Source organism: Arthrobacter caoxuetaonis (assembly GCF_023921125.1).
In the GTDB taxonomy this organism is placed as follows: Bacteria; Actinomycetota; Actinomycetes; order Actinomycetales; family Micrococcaceae; genus Arthrobacter_B; species Arthrobacter_B caoxuetaonis.
In genome coordinates, this window is sequence record NZ_CP099466.1 from 2,218,460 (window position 1) to 2,234,067 (window position 15,608).

A 15,608-nucleotide genomic window follows, 5' to 3' on the forward strand; every position below is an offset into this window, starting at 1 on the left:
CTTCTTTGGAAAGCTTGTTACGTGCTTGCAATCGTCTGCCCCGGCCAGGGGTCACAAACGCCAGGCTTCCTCGCTCCGTGGCTCGAACTGCCCGGGGTCCGGGAGCACCTTGAAGAGCTCTCCGACGTCGCCGGGCTTGACCTCGTGGCCCACGGCACCGTCTCCGATGAGGAAACCATCAAGGACACCGCCGTCGCCCAGCCGCTGATCGTCGCGGCCGGACTTGTGGCCGGCCGGCTGCTGTTTGATGCCGAAGCGCTGACTGCGGCCACGGTTGTCGCGGGACACTCGGTCGGCGAAATCACGGCCTCCGCACTGGCGGGTGCACTGCCGGAGGCGGACGCCATGGCCTTCGTGCGCGAACGCGCCAATGCCATGGCCCGCGCCGCGGCAGCGGTACCCACCGGCATGAGCGCCGTCCTTGGCGGCGATCCGGAGGACGTGGCACGCGTCCTTGCCGAGCTTGGACTCACAGCTGCCAATGCCAACGGCGGCGGACAGATCGTCGCCGCCGGCACGCTGGAGCAGCTCGGCCGCCTGGCTGAAAACCCCCCTGCCAAGGCACGGGTCATTGCGCTCAAGGTAGCCGGCGCCTTCCACACCGGCCATATGGAGCCGGCGCTCAGCGTCCTTGAGGCACTGCGCCCCACGCTTTCTCCCGCCGAGCCGCGCCCCACGCTGCTCTCGAATTACGACGGCACCGCGGTCGTCAGCGGTGAAGCCAACCTCGACAGCCTGATCGCCCAGGTGTCCCGCCCGGTCCGCTGGGACCTGTGCATGGAAACCATGACAGGCATGGGCGTCACCGGCATCCTGGAGCTTCCACCGGCAGGCACCCTTACCGGTTTGGCCAAGCGCGGCATGCGCGGAGTTCCGGCCCTGGCCCTGAAGACCCCCGAAGACCTCGCCGCTGCCCGGGCCTTTGTGTCCGAGCACTCCGGCGCGGCAGCAGTTACAACCCAAGAAGGTAATGCGTGAGCACGCCCACCCTGAAGCAGTCCCCCGTCAACGAGTTCAGCCGTATCCACGGCATTGGCGCGTTCCGTCCCGATGTGATTGTGAGCAACGACGACGTCTGCCAGTGGATCGAATCCTCGGACGAGTGGATCCGGCAGCGGACGGGCATTGTCACCCGCCACCGCGCTGACAAGGGTACGTCCGTTGTGGACATGGCCGAGATGGCCGGACGCGAGGCACTCGAAAAGGCCGGCATCGACGGATCCGCACTGGATGCCGTCATCATTTCCACCGTGACACACCCCTACGCCACGCCTTCGGCAGCCGCCCAGGTCGCTGACCGTCTCGGTGCCACACCGGCGCCCGCCTACGATGTCTCCGCTGCCTGCGCTGGCTACTGCTACGGAATTGCCCAGGCGGACGCCCTGGTGCGCTCCGGGGCCGCCAAGTACGTCCTGGTGGTCGGCGTCGAAAAACTCTCGGACTTCATCGACAACACCGAGCGCACCATTTCGTTCCTCCTCGGTGACGGTGCCGGCGCCGTCGTCATCGGTCCTTCCGATACACCGGGCATCGGGCCTTCAGTATGGGGATCGGACGGCAGCAAGTCCGGTGCAATCGGCATGACCCACTCCATGCTTGAAATCCGGGAGCTCTCCCTGGCTGCCGAGTCCGAAGGCACGATTCCGGCATCGGTGCTGGCTGAGCGCGAAACCAAGCTGTGGCCGACCCTCCGCCAGGACGGACAGACTGTCTTCCGCTGGGCTGTCTGGGAAATGGCCAAGGCTGCGCAGCAGGCGCTTGACGCTGCGGGCATCACGGCCGCTGACCTCTCAGCCTTTGTCCCGCACCAGGCCAACATGAGAATCATCGATGAAATGGCCAAGCAGCTGAAACTGCCCGAATCAGTGGTCATCGCCCGGGACATTGCCGACGCCGGCAACACCTCCGCGGCTTCCATCCCCTTGGCCACACACCGGCTGCTCAGCGAGCACCCCGAACTCAGCGGCAAGCTCTCCCTGCAGATCGGTTTCGGCGCAGGCCTGGTGTTTGGCGCACAGGTAGTTGTCCTCCCCTAGTTTTGATAGACCACACCGCCCCGGCGGTTGGAAAACCCACACCGGTCCAGCACCGGTACCAACGAAAAAAGGAGCCCCCATGGCTAGCAACGAAGAAATCCTGGCCGGTCTCGCCGAGATCGTGAACGAGGAAACCGGCCTGGCCCCCGAGGCCGTTGAGCTGGACAAGTCCTTCACGGATGACCTGGACATTGACTCCATCTCGATGATGACCATCGTCGTCAACGCCGAGGAAAAGTTCGGCGTTCGCATTCCCGACGAAGAGGTCAAGAACCTCAAGACCGTTGGCGACGCCGTCGACTTCATCTCCAACGCCCAGGCGTAGTTCGTGGAGGGCGGCCGCTGCCTGCGGCCGCCCTTTGCAGCATCACCTCGCCTCGCCGCAGAGCGGTGAGCCACCAATTTTCCGAGAGAGTGAATCATGGCCCGCAAAGTAGTCATTACCGGCCTCGGCGCAACGTCGCCGATCGGCGGAGACGTCCCGACCATGTGGAAGAACGCCCTGGTGGGTGTCTCCGGTGCCCGGACGCTGGAGGACGAATGGGTTGAGAAGTACGCCCTGCCCGTCACCTTCGCTGCACGGGTGTCCACGCCGGCCGCTGAAGTCCTCTCCCGGGTTGAAGCAAAGCGGATGGATCCTTCGACGCAGTTCGCCGTCGTCGCTTCCCGCGAAGCCTGGGCCGACTCAGGCCTGGCCGAGAGCGAGATTGACCACGACCGCCTGGCCGTCTCCTTCGCCACCGGCATCGGCGGGGTCTGGACCCTGCTTGACGCGTGGGACACGCTGCGGGAGAAAGGTCCCCGTCGCGTGCTGCCGATGACCGTGCCCATGCTGATGCCAAACGGTCCCGCCGCTGCCGTCAGCCTTGACCTGGGTGCCCGGGCCGGAGCGCACACACCTGTGTCGGCCTGCGCGTCCGGAACCGAGTCGCTGCACCAGGGCCTGGAACTCATCCGTTCCGGAAAGGCAGACGTTGTGGTCTGCGGCGGAGCGGAGGCAGCTATCCACCCCATGCCGCTGGCCTCCTTCGCCTCCATGCAGGCACTCTCCAAGCGCAACGATGATCCGGAACGCGCCTCACGGCCCTATGACAGGGACCGGGACGGCTTCGTGATGGGTGAAGGTGCGGGTGCGCTGGTACTCGAAGCAGAGGAACACGCCCTTGCCCGCGGTGCACGCATCTACGCCGAACTGGCCGGAACCGCCGTCACCGCGGACGCCTACCACATCACGGCACCGGACCCCGAAGGGCTGGGCGCCACCCGTGCCTTGAAGGCCGCGCTGTTCGATGCCCGCGCCCAGGCCGGGGACGTAGTCCACGTCAATGCGCACGCAACCTCAACTCCGGTGGGCGACAAACCCGAATACACCGCACTGAAGGCTGCGCTCGGAGCGCATGTGGACAATGTCGCTGTCTCGGCTACCAAGTCACAGACCGGACACCTGCTCGGCGCCTCGGGTGCCGTGGAAGCCGTGCTGACCGCCATGGCTGTCTACACCCGCCAGGCCCCCGCCACCATCAACCTGGACAACCAGGATCCCGAAATCCCGCTCGACGTCGTGACCACGGCACGCGATTTGCCCCAGGGTGACATCGTTGCGCTGAACAACTCCTTCGGGTTCGGCGGACACAACGCCGTTGTAGCCCTTCGCAGCCACTAGTTCCTGACAGCAGGACAGACAAAGGCCGGGATCCCTGCGGGGATCCCGGCCTTTGCCGATTGACGCTGAATATCGTGTAAGACGCGTGTAGAGGAGGAGGAATCAGCCGACCTGGTGCAGCCAGCGCACCGGTGCGCCGTCCGCTGCGTGCCTGAACGGCTCCAGTTCGTCGTCCCAGGCCTCCCCGAGCGCCAGGGACAACTCGTGGTAGACGGCCGCAGGGTCACCGGCGCCGTTTTCATAGGCATAACGGATGCGGTCTTCGGAAACCATGATGTTTCCGCTGACATCCGTGGTGGCGTGAAAAATCCCGAGTTCGGGTGTGTGGGACCAGCGGCTGCCGTCTGCACCCGCGCTGGGGTCCTCGGTGACTTCATAACGGAGGTGCGCCCAGCCCCGCAGGGCGGAGGCGAGCAGTGAACCTGTGCCCTGCGGTCCGGACCAGGCAAGCTCGGCGCGGACCATTCCGGGAGCGGCTGGCTGCGGGGTCCACTGAAATTCCGTCCGCTTTTCAACGACGGATCCGATGGCCCACTCAATGTGCGGGCACAACGCAGAAGGGGCTGAGTGCACGAACAATACGCCGTGCGCCATCACAACAGTCATTCCATCCTCCGTAGCTGTAGGTGCGTCTTCCCCAACGACCTGCAAAGCGGGACGGAATCCTGAAGTTGTAAGCCCTAAATCTCCTGCGGGCCCGTCAGTGCGGAACCGCTAACCGTGAGACCTAGCATCATTGTGCCGCAAGTTACTCGATTACGCCAATGAAACTACTTGGTTGCAAGTGCAAATCTGTCACGGAAGGCACCTGCCGTGACTCAGGCGCGCGGGTGGGCCTGCTGGTAACTCTGCCGGAGCCGGTCCACCGAGACATGGGTATACAGCTGTGTGGTAGCCAAGCTGCTGTGTCCCAGGATTTCCTGGACGCTTCGGAGATCGGCTCCCCCATCGAGCAGGTGGGTCGCGGCGCTGTGCCGAAGGGCGTGCGGTCCGGTGGCGGATGTATCGCCAAGTGCTTCGAAAAGGGCAGAAGTGACGGACCGGACCTGACGCTGATCGATTCGGCGTCCCCGGCGGCCGAGGAAGAGAGCCGGCCCGCTTTCCGCTCCTGCCAGGTCTGGCCGGCCGCGGCGCAGCCAGTCATCGACGGCCAGGGCTGCCGGCAGTCCGTAGGGAACGGTGCGCTCCTTGTTGCCTTTGCCGAGTACCCGCAGCGTCCGGCGTTCCAGGTCAAGATCGTCAACGTCGAGGCCGACTAGTTCCCCGACCCGGATACCGGTGGCGTACAGCAGTTCCACCAGCGCACGGTTGCGGAGCGCCAGCGGCCCTCCCTCCGCCGCAGCGGCAGCAAGGGTCTCAAAGAGAGTCTCGAGCTGACCCGGCCGCAGAACCCCCGGGAGGGTCTTGTTTCGCTTCGGCGCTTTCAGGCGCAGCGCCGGGTCAGCGGCGATCAGTTCTTCCCGCAGCGCCCAACCGGTAAACGACCGCGCGGTGGCCGCTCTCCGGGCCAGGGTCGTGCGGGCCAGGGAAGCTTCATTCTGCTTGCCGAGCCAGCCGCGGAGCACCTGCAGGTCGATATCGGCGAGGGTCGTCAGACCAAGGGCTGCAGCGTAATCCAGGAGGGCCGACACATCACCTTCATAGGCCCGGACCGTGTGCGCCGACCGTCCCCGCTCCGATGCAAGGTAGCTGCAGAAGGACTCGAGTGCCCGGCTGAACTCGGCCGGCCTGGGCGTGGTTCCTCCGGCATCTGCCCTGGCTTGGGCTGCCTCGGGAACGGCGGATTGGCGTGTCTGCTCCGCTGCTGCAGTGCTACCCGGCTCTTTGCTCACCGTCCTACCTTCCCTGCTTTCAGCGACCGCTTCAAGCAGGCACACCGGCGCCGGAGCACTGCTGGCGAAGCGCCTCGTTATCCGGACCCGCTTCCAGGTCGAGGAGCATCCGCTTGGCATCAACCCCGCCGGAATATCCGGTCAGTTTTCCGCGGCTGCCGAGGACCCGATGGGTCGGAACCACGATATTGAGCATGTTGCGTGCCAGCGCGGCGCCGACGCCGCGTGCCTTGGACGCGGCGCCCAGCTCAAGGGCCAGCTGTTTGTAGGTCCGGGTCTGGCCGTAGGGAATCAGCTTTACCGCACTCCATACCTGGCGCTGAAACGGGGTCCCTTCCTGCGACACCGGGAGGTCGAAGCAGCACCTCCTGCCTTGGAAGAACTCCTCCAGCTGCCGTTCAGCTGCTTCGAATCCGGTTTCCGCTGCCAGCCCGAAGCGGGCTGCGACCGGTGCGGCCGGATCGGGCGCTGACGGTTCCACCGCAATGAGCAGGGAGTCCTCCGCCACCAGGGTGAAGATTCCGAGGGGCGTGGCAATGACTTTATGGGTCCTCATGGCGTTGTCCTTTTCTGCTGGTTGGTATGGATTGGATGATTCCGATTGCGCTAACGGCCGGACCGCTGCCAGAGGCCCTGTGCTGTCCTGCGCGCCAGCCCAGCGAGTTCCAGGCGTGCCAGCCCGGCCCGGACGGCGGGAACGCCAAGGCCGGCCACAACGGCCAGCTTCTGCATGTCGGAGCCCTTCCTCAGCGGCAGTGCGTCCAGCAGGAGGATGTCCTCCGCCGCCAAGCCGTCGTGGTCCGCCCGCGGGGACCGGTCCTGCGCATCGGGAAGCGTCCCTTCGGGTTCTTCCCCCACCGGGACGGTGAAAGGATCAGCCAGTTCAAGGACTTCAGCGGCATCAGTCACACACACGGCACTGCCTTCGCGGAGAAGCCGGTGGCAGCCGGCCGAATTGGCTGAATACACCGGACCGGGGACAGTCCCGACGCCGCGCCCAAGGCCGGCAGCGTGATGGGCTGTGTTGAGGGCCCCTGAACGCCAGCGCGCTTCCACGACGACTGTCACGGCGGCGAGCGCTGCGATGAGCCGGTTGCGCTGCAGGAACCTCCACCGCGTGGGCGCAGACCCCGGCGGCACCTCGCTGAGGCTCAGGCCAGCCTCTGCCACGCCGCGCAGCAGATCCTCATTTCCGGTGGGATAAAAGCGGTCGATGCCTCCGGCCATGACGGCTATGGTCACCGGCACGCCATCATCCCCGGGCAGCTCCCGTCTTCCCGCGAGCGCTGCACGGTGGGCCTGGGCATCTATACCGTAGGCTCCGCCGGAAATCACGGTACTCCCCCGGGCAGCAAGTCCAGCCGCGATGTCTGCGGTGATTGCCAGGCCGTAAGACGTCGCGTCCCGGGACCCGACAACGGCGATGCAGCGCCGGGCGTCGGGAACTCTGCCCGGTCCCCGGCTCCAGAGACAAAACGGGGTCCCCAAGCCCAGGTCGTTGAGCGCCTCCGGCCAGCCCTCGAACTCAGGGACGAGCAGCTTTCCCCCGAAGCGGGCCACCGTGGCGAGGTCGCGTTCCGGAGCCACATCCGCCGCGCGCGGGAGCCAGCGCTCCAACCCCTGTTCAAACGTCCGGTCCGAGGCCTGGACGCCGTTCTCTTCGAGCAAGGCGGCCACGCTGCGGCGCAGGGCTCCCGCGGCCGGCTGGCGTCCCGCAGCGATACGGGCAGCGGACTCGGGGCCGGCGACTGCCACGAGTGCCTGGCCAAGTACGTCAGATGGTTCGATAAGCCGGGACAGCACTGCCCGGGCGAGCAGGATTCCGGGAGCGGCGGCGCTCATGCTGCGCCCGCTTGCTGCCGGAACGCGAGGGCCTGCCCAATGTCATCGGCGTCGGGACACGCGTGGCCGGATAAGTCGGCTACCGTCCATGCGACCCGGAGGACACGGTCATAACCGCGGGCAGTGAGTGTCTGGCGATCCAGTGCCCGGTCCAGCGCCGCCGTGCTGCGGCTTCCGGGGCGGAGCGGTCCGCGCAGGACCTGTCCGCTCACTTCGGCGTTCGTTTCGCAGCCCAGCGGCAGCAGCCGTTCCCGCTGGCTCGAGCGCGCCTGGCGGACCCTGCGGGCAACAACGGCCGTTGGCTCCGCCTTGCCGGCTTCCGTGAAGTCCAGCAGGGAGACCCTCCGGATTGCCAGCTGCAGGTCGACCCGGTCGAGGAGCGGACCCGAGAGCCTGCTGAAGTAGCGGCGTCTCTGCTGGGCGCTGCAGGTGCATTCGGCCCCCTTTCCGCTCGCCAGCCCGCAGGGGCAGGGATTCGCTGCGAGGACCAGCTGGAACCGTGCAGGATAGACGGCGGTTCCCGCTGCCCTGTGCAGCACCAGGGTTCCGCTTTCAAGCGGTTGGCGCAGGGCATCCAGGACCCTGGGTTCGTACTCCGGCGCCTCGTCGAGGAAGAGTACGCCCCGGTGGGCGCGCGAAGCGGCACCCGGGCGTGGAATTCCAGAACCACCGCCGATGACCGCGGCAGCCGTAGCAGTATGGTGCGGACTCTCAAAGGGCGGTCGCCGGACCAGGCCCGAGCAGGGCCGGCCCCGCCAGCCCAGGGAATGGATCGCCGTGACTTCCATGGCGGCAGTGTCCGCCAGGTCAGGCAGCAGACCGGGCAGGCGTTCGGCCAGCATGGTCTTTCCGGCACCGGGCGGGCCGGTCATCAGTAGGTGGTGGGCACCGGCGGCGGCAACCTCCAGCGCAAACCGCGCCTCCGACTGGCCCGCAATATCGACCAGGTCAGGCGCCGGCACGGCTTCCGGGGCGTCGTGGGCGGCAGTGCCGGAAGCCGGTTCATCCTCCGGAGGGAACACCAGGTTTTCGGGATCCGCTCCGAAGGCCTCCGCAACAGCCGCAAGTGAGGAAAAGCCACGAACGCGCGAGGATGGCACCAGTGCCGCCTCCGCGGCGTTGGCCGCCGCCACAGCGATGTCGGGAAAGCCCGCTGCGACCGCCGCCATGACGGCCGGAAGAACACCGTGGAGGGGGCGCAGCCTGCCGTCGAGGCCGAGTTCGGCGAGGAAAACTGTCCTTCCCGTCGGACGGACATCACCGGCTGCACACAGTGCCGCCATCACAATGGCCAGGTCGAAGCCGGAGCCGCGTTTGTGTACGTCCGCCGGCATCAGATTGACCGTGATCTTCCTCCGGCTCAGCGGCAGCCCCGAGTTCTTGGCAGCGGACTTCACCCGGTCGCGGGATTCGTTCAGTGACGCATCGGGCAGTCCTAAAAGGATGAACGCCGGAAGGCTTTGCCCGATGTCTGCCTCGACTTCAACCATCCGTCCCTCCAACCCGGTCAAACCCACGCCGTAGGTACGTCCGAGCCCCATCAGCCGATACCCAACAGGTGCTCGATCACAGGGGCGGGACGGTCGCCGGGTCCGTCTCCGGCCGGTAGCAGGACGGAGACGGCGTCCACCCGCCAGCTGCGCGTGGAAACCGCATGGGCCCGCGCCCAAGCAGCAGCCAGCAGGCACAGGCGTGCCAGTTTGGCAGCACTCACTGCTTCGAACGGGTGGCCAAAATCCAGGGACGACCTGGTCTTGACCTCCACCACCACCAGCGTGTCGCCGTCGCGGGCCACGACGTCGATCTCTCCCTGCCGGCACCGCCAGTTCCGTTCGAGAATTTGGTAGCCGGCAGCAGCAAGGTGGCCGACAGCGAGTTCTTCGCCTGTCCTGCCCAGGAGGTCTTTGGCTTTCATGCATTGATTCTGCGCCGGTCCCCGGGGGCGGAGATGACGCGCGGGCAGCACTGTGGATATGCACACCACCTGCCCGCACTGCCGGGAGAATGTGCAGGAGCAAACCGCTCGATCAGACCCGGTAGAGCACCGGCGTCACCTGCAGCCGCAGGGGCGCGGGGTCTACCCGCGGTGCAGCGTCGTCCGCGAAACCGTGAAAGCCGCGGAAGCCGTGCAGGAGACTGATGTGCGGCCGCAGCTGTGCAGCGAAACAAAGGGCAGGATCCCCCGCGGCGTACCCTGCCGGATCGGCAATGCCGCAGGCGGAGAGGAACTCGAGCAGCACAGCGTAGAGCTCTGCGTGCAGCGCTTCCAGCGCCGGCGTGGAGCGAAGCTCCAACGCGAGGGTCGAGCCGTGGCTTCCGAAGGCGGACAAATAGGTTGGTGTGAGCTGGAAGTCCGTGTCAGGCAGGGCGGCAGTTGTGTCCTTGAGGTAATCGGCCAGCGCTTCCCGGTACGCCTTTGGTCCTGTTCCCGTAACGGCTGACAAACGCGAGTACGCTTCGTCGGCCTTCCCGAAATGGATGAGGGTCAGGTGCAGCCGGTCCGGGGAGACCAGGCGCGTTCCCGGCGCGGCCTCCCGGGCGCCGGCCTGCAGCAGCAGCAGCCGGGCCAGGGCCGCTTCGTCAGGCTTGAGCTGGGCGTAGATGCGCACGCCGGAGAGTGCGCCGGGATTGGGCTGGGAGTTGGCCACGAGGGCAGTTTATGATGTCTGGTCCCGGCCCCGGCGGTACCTTGGAGAAATGGTCCTCGAGATACCGCTGCTGCGGGATGAGTCCCTCCTGCTGAGGCCGCACACTAAGGCGGATGCCGACGCCGTCGTGGCGCGCTCGGTGGACCCGCTGACCATTGCCTGGACCACGGTGCCGCTGGACTACACCCGGGACATGGCCCTGAACTACATCCGGGCGGTGGGCACACCCCAGCAGGACACGGTGTCCTGGGCATTGGAGAACGGGGGGCGATATGCCGGCAGCATCGACCTGCGCTGGCAGGGGGCGGGGACCGGCGGACTGGGATTCGTGACCTCCCCCGAGTTCCGGGGCCAGGGACTCATGAGCCGGGCTGTCCGCCTGGCGGTCGGCTACGCTTTCGATACCCTGGGCTGGGAACAGCTGAACTGGTCCTCCAACGTCGGTAACCTCGGCAGTTACAAAGCCGTCTGGCGCAACGGGTTTCCGCTTCCCGTCAGTGTGCCGCACATGCTGGCACATCGGGGCCAGATGATTGACGGCTGGTTTTCCGAGCTGGAGTCCAGTGCCCCGCGAACACCGCGGATCCTGTGGAGCGATGTACTGGGCCTCCTGCCGCGTCTCCCGGCTGCGCCGGGACCGGATACGGCCGCCAGCTAACCCAGTTCGTCGGCCTTGGGCAGGGTCAGGTCGTCGTTGCGCGTCAGCTCTTCGACGTTGACGTCCTTGAACGTGATCACCCGGACGCTCTTCACGAAACGTGCTGACCGGTAGACATCCCAGACCCAGGCATCCTGCAGGGTGAGGTCAAAATAGATCTCTCCGTCGGCTGACCGCGCCTGGAGGTCCACATGGTTCGCCAGGTAGAAGCGCCGTTCGGTTTCCACCACGTAGCTGAACAGCCCCACGACATCGCGGTATTCACGGTAGAGCTGCAGCTCCATGTCTGTCTCGTAGTTCTCAAGATCCTCTGCGCTCATGGCACCATCATCCCCCAACCGGGCCTGCAGCAGGCCCATCTTCCTCTGTTCGGCCGGTTCCCAGCCGCCAGGACAGGCGGTGCAGCGGAGAAGGCCCAAGCGTATCGATAGCGGCACGGTGCGCTTCGGTGGCGTATCCCTTGTTGATTTCCCAGCCGTAGGCCGGGTGCAGCCGGGCGTACTCGACCATCATGGCGTCACGTTCGACCTTGGCCAGCACCGAGGCCGCGGCAACACTGAGGCACGTCATGTCAGCCTTGATCCGGGTATGGACCGGAGCCTTGCAGCCGCCCTCATCCTCCTCCTCGACGTCGAACAGGCTTGCCTGCGCCGCCGGGGAGAGCCAGTTGTGGTTGCCGTCCAGGAGCACGACGTCGGGGGTGAGGGTCTCGCAGACCTGGGCCCACGCGCGCGTACCGGCCAGCCGCAGCGCTCCCATAAGCCCCAGCAGGTCGATCTCCGCGGCGCTGGCGTGTCCGACTCCCCACGCCGGGCACCACTTCTTGATGAGCGGGACCAGTGCTTCGCGGTCCGCCGGCGAAAGGAGCTTACTGTCTCGGACCCCCTTAAGGGAGCGCACGGACTCGAGCTCGACCGCCACCAGCCCGACACTGACGGGACCGGCAAGGGCACCCCGTCCGACTTCGTCGCATCCAGCCAGGACCCGGTGCCCGACCGCGGTAAAAGTGCGTTCATACCGCAGCGAGGGGCCCTTCGCCCCCGCCGCCTTGGGCCGCGCGGTGCGTATGCTCCCAGCGGGCTTCGCTGCAGAGGCGCCCGCCGGAATCCGGAGCCTTAGCTGGGGTTCGGTGCTCACGGGGAAACCGTTTCGGCTCCGGCTGGTGCGGGAACGTTTTTGAAGACTTCGGGGTAGCTGCCGATGAAGCCGGCACGGTCCAGCGGCCAGGCGATGACAGCGGCTTTGCCTTCGATGTCCTCGATGTTGACGAAGCCCTCATTTGCGCCGTCCTGGTGTTCCCGGGAGTCAGCCGAGGCGTTGCGGTGGTCGCCCATGACCCAGACCTTGCCCTCCGGCACGACAACGTCGAAGGGTGCCTCGGAGGGAAGAGCTCCCGGATAGACGTAGGGTTCGTCGATGGGCTCACCGTTGATGGTGATTTTGCCGTCGGCGGTGCAGCAGGTGACATGGTCACCGGGCATCCCGATGATGCGCTTGACCAGATGCTGTTCGGATTCGTCCGGCAGCAGTCCCACGAACGTGAGCGCATCGGCGATGAAGTTCCCGTCATCCCCGTTGCCCGTGGGCGGCAGCCAGCCCTGGGTGTCCTTGAAGACGACGACGTCGCCGCGGGTGAGATCGAACGGCTCCGGTACCAGGAGGTTCACGAAGATCCGGTCATGGATTTCCAGGGTCTGTTCCATTGAACCGGAGGGGATGAAGAATGCCCGGAACAGGAAGGTCTTGATCAGGAAGGAGAGCAGGAGCGCGATGACAACAATGGTGAGTACTTCGCGCAGCCAGGCACCGAAACCGCGGCTCTTGCCGTCCTTGCCTGAGGCGTGGGCGGCATTGCGGCGCGGTTCGCCGGAGTCCGCGTTCCCGTCACGGGGATCGTCCGGGAAGTCCTGCGCCATGTGCTGTCCTCTTATTCCGCTAAATTCCATACGGCTTCCAACTCTAGCCGTTCAATCTCTGAGCTTCTTTCGAACGGCCATAGGATTTGCTGGGCGCGCCCAATCACACGATCCTGCGGGATGAGTCCACCTCCGGGAGCGCCGAGCAGCGACCTGGAATCAGCTGATTCGGAACGGTGGTCCCCCAGGAGCCACAGGCGCCCGGCCGGGACCTCGACGTCGAACGCCTGCTCGCTGGCGGCGTCGCCGGGGAACAGATAGGGCTCCTGGATCGGCGTGCCGTTGACGGTCAGGCTTCCGCTGTCCGAGCAGCACGCAACCTGGTCACCCGGAAGACCGATGACGCGCTTCACGTAGATGGAATCGCTGCCCGTCAGGCCCAGCCACTGGCCCGCTTTGGCCAGCCCCTGCTGCAGGAGGGGATCACTGCTGTGCAGGGGTGCCAGGGAGCCGCGTCCGTCGAAGACTACGACGTCGCCCCGCTGGATCTCGCCGCTGCGGTATTCCATCCTCGAGACCAGGATGCGGTCCCCGGGTGCAAGCAGCGGCTCCATGGACCCGGAGGGAATGTAGAACACGTCAAAGAAGAAGGCACGGACGACTCCGGCAAGCACAACGGCCGCTGCTGCGGCCCAGAACACGAAACGCCAGTCCCCCAGGGACCGGCGTTTCGCGTGCTTTCGGGGCGGGGCCCCGTCGGCGGATGTATCAGGCAAGTTATTACTTGGCGGGACGGAAGTCGCGCTTTTCCTTGATCTTGGCAGCCTTGCCGCGCAGGTCGCGCATGTAGTACAGCTTGGCGCGGCGGACGTCACCACGGCTAACGACCTCGATCTTGTCGATGACCGGGGAGTGCACCGGGAAGGTACGCTCCACGCCGACACCGAAGCTGACCTTGCGGACCGTGAAGGTCTCGCGGAGGCCGTCGCCCTGCCGCTTCATGACGAAGCCCTGGAAGACCTGAACACGGGTGTTCTTGCCTTCAACGATGTTGACGTGAACCTTGACCGTGTCACCGGCGCGGAACTCGGGGATGTCCGAACGCAGCGAGGCTGCGTCAACAGAATCTAGGATGTGCATTGTTACTCACTCCTGGTGAACGCCACAGGTCATCCACTTTGGTCACGGCAGCAAGGATGCGCACTCAGCGCACAGATACTGCCGAAGCTATGAAAACCGGCGGTCCGGGAATCGGTTGCCGGTGTGCCTTACCTGTTGGCCTCGCTCCCCCTGTGGCAGGTGCGGACCCAGATGACACAACTACCTATTGTGCCACAGCTTTGGTTCCAGCTCCCAACCGCATCCGGGTCAGGGCCGGGGCAGGACGGCCTCGGGCGTAACCGTCCAGCCCAGGGCTGCCAGCGTGGCCCTGTCTGCCTTGTCCAGGCTGGCCGGGTCGAGTTTGGCCAGCAGGTCCGGCCGGCGCTCGGACGTGCGCCTGAGCTGTTCGTCCCGGCGGAAACGGGCGATCTTCGCGTGGTTGCCGCTCAGCAGCACCTCCGGAATCGCACGTTCACGCCAGATTGAAGGCTTGGTATAGACCGGATACTCCAAGAGGCCATCGGAGTGGGATTCCTCGACCAGGGATTCAGGATTGCCAACGACGCCGGGCACCAGGCGGCCGATCGCCTCGACCATGGCCAGCACGGCCACCTCCCCGCCGTTCAGGACGTAGTCGCCCAGGCTCATGGGGCGGACGTCGAAGTTCTCCCCGGCCCATTCCAGCACCCTCTCGTCTATGCCCTCATAGCGTCCGCAGGCGAAGACCAGGTGCTCTGCCTCCGCAAGCTCATAGGCCGTGGCCTGGGTGAAGACTTCTCCGGCAGGCGACGGGACGATCAGGACCGGCCGGGTACCGGCGGTGTCCCCAGCACCGGCGTCCGCCAGGGAAGAGGCCAGCGCCTGGGACCAGGGTTCGGGCTTCATCACCATGCCGGCTCCGCCGCCGTAGGGAGTGTCATCCACAGTGCGGTGCCGGTCCGTGGTGAAGGCGCGCAGGTCGTGGACACGCACGTCAAGGAGCCCGTCCTGGCGTGCCTTGCCGATCAGGGACAGGTCCAGTGCGGCGAGGTACTCCGGAAAGATGGAGAAGACGTCGATGCGCACTTAGCTGCCTGCCCCGCCCTTGTCTGCCTCCGGGATGTTGAGCTCAAAGAGTCCGGCCGGCGGAGTCAGCAGCACATAGCCGTCTTCCGTGTTGACCTCCGGAACGATCGCCTCGACGAAGGGGACCAGGACCTCCCGCCCCTGCGTGTCTTCCACGATGAGCAGGTCCTGGACAGTAAGGGTACGCAGCGCAGTCACGGTGCCGACGACGTCGCCGCCCACCTTGGCCTTCAGGCCCACCAGCTCGTGTTCGTACCAGCCTTCGCCGTCCTCTTCTGCGCCGGCTTCGTCCGTGTCGATGAAAAGCTTCACGCCGCGCAGTTCCTCGGCGCCGTTGCGATCCACCACTTCTTCGAACCCGAGCAGGAGGATGTCCTTGTTCCAGCGTGCGCTCAGCACAGTCAGCGGGCCCTTGGACGCCGGCTCGACGGTGAGCACTGCACCGGGCACAAAGCGGTCTTCGGGGGCATCGGTCAGCACCTGCACGGTCACCTCGCCGCGGATGCCGTGGGGCTTGCCGATGCGTGCCACCTGTAACTGCATGGATTCTCCTAGGTTCGAAAGGGACTGCCGGTGGGGGCCGGCGGCGTAAAAAAACATCCGGCCCCTACACCATTATCTGGTGCGGGGCCGGATGCTAAGAACTGCTTGAATTGCTGGTGCGTCAGCGGCGCCGGTCAGTGTCGACGACGTCGACGCGGACCTGGTCGCTGCCGGCCAGGGCGGAAATCACCGTGCGCAATGCGCGGGCGGTGCGTCCCTGGCGGCCGATTACCCGGCCAAGATCGTCCTGATGAACACGGACCTCGAGGGTTTCCCCGCGGCGGTTGTTCTTTGCGGAAACCTTGACATCCTCAGGGGAGTCAACGATTCCGCGCACGAGGTGCTCCAGCGCTTCGGCCAGCAA

The 15,608-nt window shown here is 66.0% G+C and carries 20 protein-coding genes; 5 read left to right on the forward strand and 15 right to left on the reverse strand.

All coding sequences use genetic code 11. The features are described from left to right. Nucleotides 1-21 precede the first annotated feature (21 nt). From NF551_RS10185 to fabF, 4 genes are all read left to right on the forward strand, one after another. Nucleotides 22-978: an ACP S-malonyltransferase gene (locus NF551_RS10185; protein ID WP_227895543.1), complete on the forward strand. Its 957-nt coding sequence runs from the start codon at nt 22-24 to the stop codon at nt 976-978. Beyond that, the gene (locus NF551_RS10190) at nt 975-2,036 is read left to right on the forward strand and encodes a beta-ketoacyl-ACP synthase III (protein ID WP_227895542.1); all 1,062 of its coding nucleotides are present in this window, start codon (nt 975-977) and stop codon (nt 2,034-2,036) included. Before NF551_RS10185 ends, NF551_RS10190 begins: the two co-directional genes overlap by 4 nt. Nucleotides 2,037-2,115: 79 nt before the next feature. Next, nucleotides 2,116-2,361 (forward strand): acyl carrier protein, encoded by a 246-nt coding sequence (locus NF551_RS10195; protein WP_055240832.1) that lies wholly within the window; start codon nt 2,116-2,118, stop codon nt 2,359-2,361. Between the two features lie 96 nt (nt 2,362-2,457). Next, nucleotides 2,458-3,699, forward strand: coding sequence for a beta-ketoacyl-ACP synthase II (fabF, locus tag NF551_RS10200; RefSeq protein ID WP_227895541.1), 1,242 nt, complete (start codon nt 2,458-2,460; stop codon nt 3,697-3,699). Between the two features lie 102 nt (nt 3,700-3,801). Here the strand turns inward: fabF and NF551_RS10205 are convergent, their stop codons facing one another. From NF551_RS10205 to NF551_RS10235, 7 genes are all read right to left on the reverse strand, one after another. Beyond that, nucleotides 3,802-4,305: a DUF3145 domain-containing protein gene (locus tag NF551_RS10205; RefSeq protein WP_227895540.1), complete on the reverse strand. Its 504-nt coding sequence runs from the start codon at nt 4,303-4,305 to the stop codon at nt 3,802-3,804. A 212-nt stretch (nt 4,306-4,517) separates the two neighbouring features. Continuing rightward, nucleotides 4,518-5,531, reverse strand: coding sequence for a tyrosine recombinase XerC (locus tag NF551_RS10210; protein ID WP_227895539.1), 1,014 nt, complete (start codon nt 5,529-5,531; stop codon nt 4,518-4,520). 31 nt (nt 5,532-5,562) lie between these two features. Then, nucleotides 5,563-6,087, reverse strand: coding sequence for a methylated-DNA--[protein]-cysteine S-methyltransferase (locus NF551_RS10215; protein ID WP_227895538.1), 525 nt, complete (start codon nt 6,085-6,087; stop codon nt 5,563-5,565). Nucleotides 6,088-6,137: 50 nt separating this feature from the next. Next, nucleotides 6,138-7,373 carry a DNA-processing protein DprA gene (locus tag NF551_RS10220; protein WP_227895537.1) on the reverse strand — a complete coding sequence of 412 codons (1,236 nt, stop codon included), beginning with the start codon at nt 7,371-7,373 and terminating at the stop codon, nt 6,138-6,140. Then, nucleotides 7,370-8,914: a YifB family Mg chelatase-like AAA ATPase gene (locus tag NF551_RS10225; protein WP_227895536.1), complete on the reverse strand. Its 1,545-nt coding sequence runs from the start codon at nt 8,912-8,914 to the stop codon at nt 7,370-7,372. The genes NF551_RS10220 and NF551_RS10225 overlap by 4 nt, the downstream gene beginning before the upstream one ends. Further along, complete coding sequence (locus NF551_RS10230) at nt 8,914-9,288, reverse strand: YraN family protein (RefSeq protein ID WP_227895535.1); 375 nt, start codon at nt 9,286-9,288, stop codon at nt 8,914-8,916. The genes NF551_RS10225 and NF551_RS10230 overlap by 1 nt, the downstream gene beginning before the upstream one ends. Before the next feature lie 112 nt (nt 9,289-9,400). After that, on the reverse strand, nt 9,401-10,021 hold the full coding sequence (locus NF551_RS10235) for a 2'-5' RNA ligase family protein (RefSeq protein WP_227895534.1): 621 nt from the start codon (nt 10,019-10,021) through the stop codon (nt 9,401-9,403). Nucleotides 10,022-10,070: 49 nt separating this feature from the next. Here NF551_RS10235 and NF551_RS10240 point away from each other — a divergent pair, with 49 nt between their 5' ends. Further along, the gene (locus NF551_RS10240) at nt 10,071-10,679 is read left to right on the forward strand and encodes a GNAT family N-acetyltransferase (protein ID WP_227895533.1); all 609 of its coding nucleotides are present in this window, start codon (nt 10,071-10,073) and stop codon (nt 10,677-10,679) included. Here the strand turns inward: NF551_RS10240 and NF551_RS10245 are convergent. From NF551_RS10245 to NF551_RS10280, 8 genes are all read right to left on the reverse strand, one after another. Further along, a complete protein-coding gene (locus tag NF551_RS10245) occupies nt 10,676-10,999 on the reverse strand; it encodes a DUF2469 domain-containing protein (protein ID WP_154579903.1) in 324 nt (107 codons plus the stop codon). The genes NF551_RS10240 and NF551_RS10245 overlap by 4 nt on opposite strands. A gap of 7 nt (nt 11,000-11,006) precedes the next feature. Then, nucleotides 11,007-11,747: a ribonuclease HII gene (gene rnhB / locus NF551_RS10250; RefSeq protein ID WP_227895604.1), complete on the reverse strand. Its 741-nt coding sequence runs from the start codon at nt 11,745-11,747 to the stop codon at nt 11,007-11,009. 65 nt (nt 11,748-11,812) lie between these two features. Further along, on the reverse strand, nt 11,813-12,595 hold the full coding sequence (gene lepB, locus NF551_RS10255; RefSeq protein WP_227895532.1) for a signal peptidase I: 783 nt from the start codon (nt 12,593-12,595) through the stop codon (nt 11,813-11,815). Between the two features lie 11 nt (nt 12,596-12,606). Further along, nucleotides 12,607-13,254 carry a signal peptidase I gene (gene lepB / locus NF551_RS10260; RefSeq protein WP_227895603.1) on the reverse strand — a complete coding sequence of 216 codons (648 nt, stop codon included), beginning with the start codon at nt 13,252-13,254 and terminating at the stop codon, nt 12,607-12,609. Between the two features lie 61 nt (nt 13,255-13,315). Beyond that, nucleotides 13,316-13,675, reverse strand: coding sequence for a 50S ribosomal protein L19 (gene rplS / locus NF551_RS10265; protein WP_227895531.1), 360 nt, complete (start codon nt 13,673-13,675; stop codon nt 13,316-13,318). 228 nt (nt 13,676-13,903) lie between these two features. Next, nucleotides 13,904-14,701: a tRNA (guanosine(37)-N1)-methyltransferase TrmD gene (gene trmD, locus NF551_RS10270; RefSeq protein ID WP_227895530.1), complete on the reverse strand. Its 798-nt coding sequence runs from the start codon at nt 14,699-14,701 to the stop codon at nt 13,904-13,906. Next, entirely contained in the window at nt 14,702-15,244 is a 543-nt protein-coding gene (rimM, locus tag NF551_RS10275) for a ribosome maturation factor RimM (RefSeq protein ID WP_227895529.1), read from the reverse strand. 121 nt (nt 15,245-15,365) lie between these two features. After that, entirely contained in the window at nt 15,366-15,608 is a 243-nt protein-coding gene (locus NF551_RS10280) for an RNA-binding protein (RefSeq protein WP_055240819.1), read from the reverse strand.

Coding starts and splice junctions, on each gene's coding strand:
- NF551_RS10195 (WP_055240832.1), top strand. CDS start 2,116: ATGGCTAGCAACGAAGAAATCCTGGCCGGTCTCGCCGAGATCGTGAAC.
- fabF (WP_227895541.1), top strand. CDS start 2,458: ATGGCCCGCAAAGTAGTCATTACCGGCCTCGGCGCAACGTCGCCGATC.
- NF551_RS10205 (WP_227895540.1), bottom strand. CDS start 4,305: ATGACTGTTGTGATGGCGCACGGCGTATTGTTCGTGCACTCAGCCCCT.
- NF551_RS10215 (WP_227895538.1), bottom strand. CDS start 6,087: ATGAGGACCCATAAAGTCATTGCCACGCCCCTCGGAATCTTCACCCTG.
- NF551_RS10220 (WP_227895537.1), bottom strand. CDS start 7,373: ATGAGCGCCGCCGCTCCCGGAATCCTGCTCGCCCGGGCAGTGCTGTCC.
- NF551_RS10225 (WP_227895536.1), bottom strand. CDS start 8,914: ATGGGGCTCGGACGTACCTACGGCGTGGGTTTGACCGGGTTGGAGGGA.
- NF551_RS10230 (WP_227895535.1), bottom strand. CDS start 9,288: ATGAAAGCCAAAGACCTCCTGGGCAGGACAGGCGAAGAACTCGCTGTC.
- NF551_RS10240 (WP_227895533.1), top strand. CDS start 10,071: ATGGTCCTCGAGATACCGCTGCTGCGGGATGAGTCCCTCCTGCTGAGG.
- NF551_RS10245 (WP_154579903.1), bottom strand. CDS start 10,999: ATGAGCGCAGAGGATCTTGAGAACTACGAGACAGACATGGAGCTGCAG.
- lepB (WP_227895532.1), bottom strand. CDS start 12,595: ATGGCGCAGGACTTCCCGGACGATCCCCGTGACGGGAACGCGGACTCC.
- rplS (WP_227895531.1), bottom strand. CDS start 13,675: ATGCACATCCTAGATTCTGTTGACGCAGCCTCGCTGCGTTCGGACATC.
- rimM (WP_227895529.1), bottom strand. CDS start 15,244: ATGCAGTTACAGGTGGCACGCATCGGCAAGCCCCACGGCATCCGCGGC.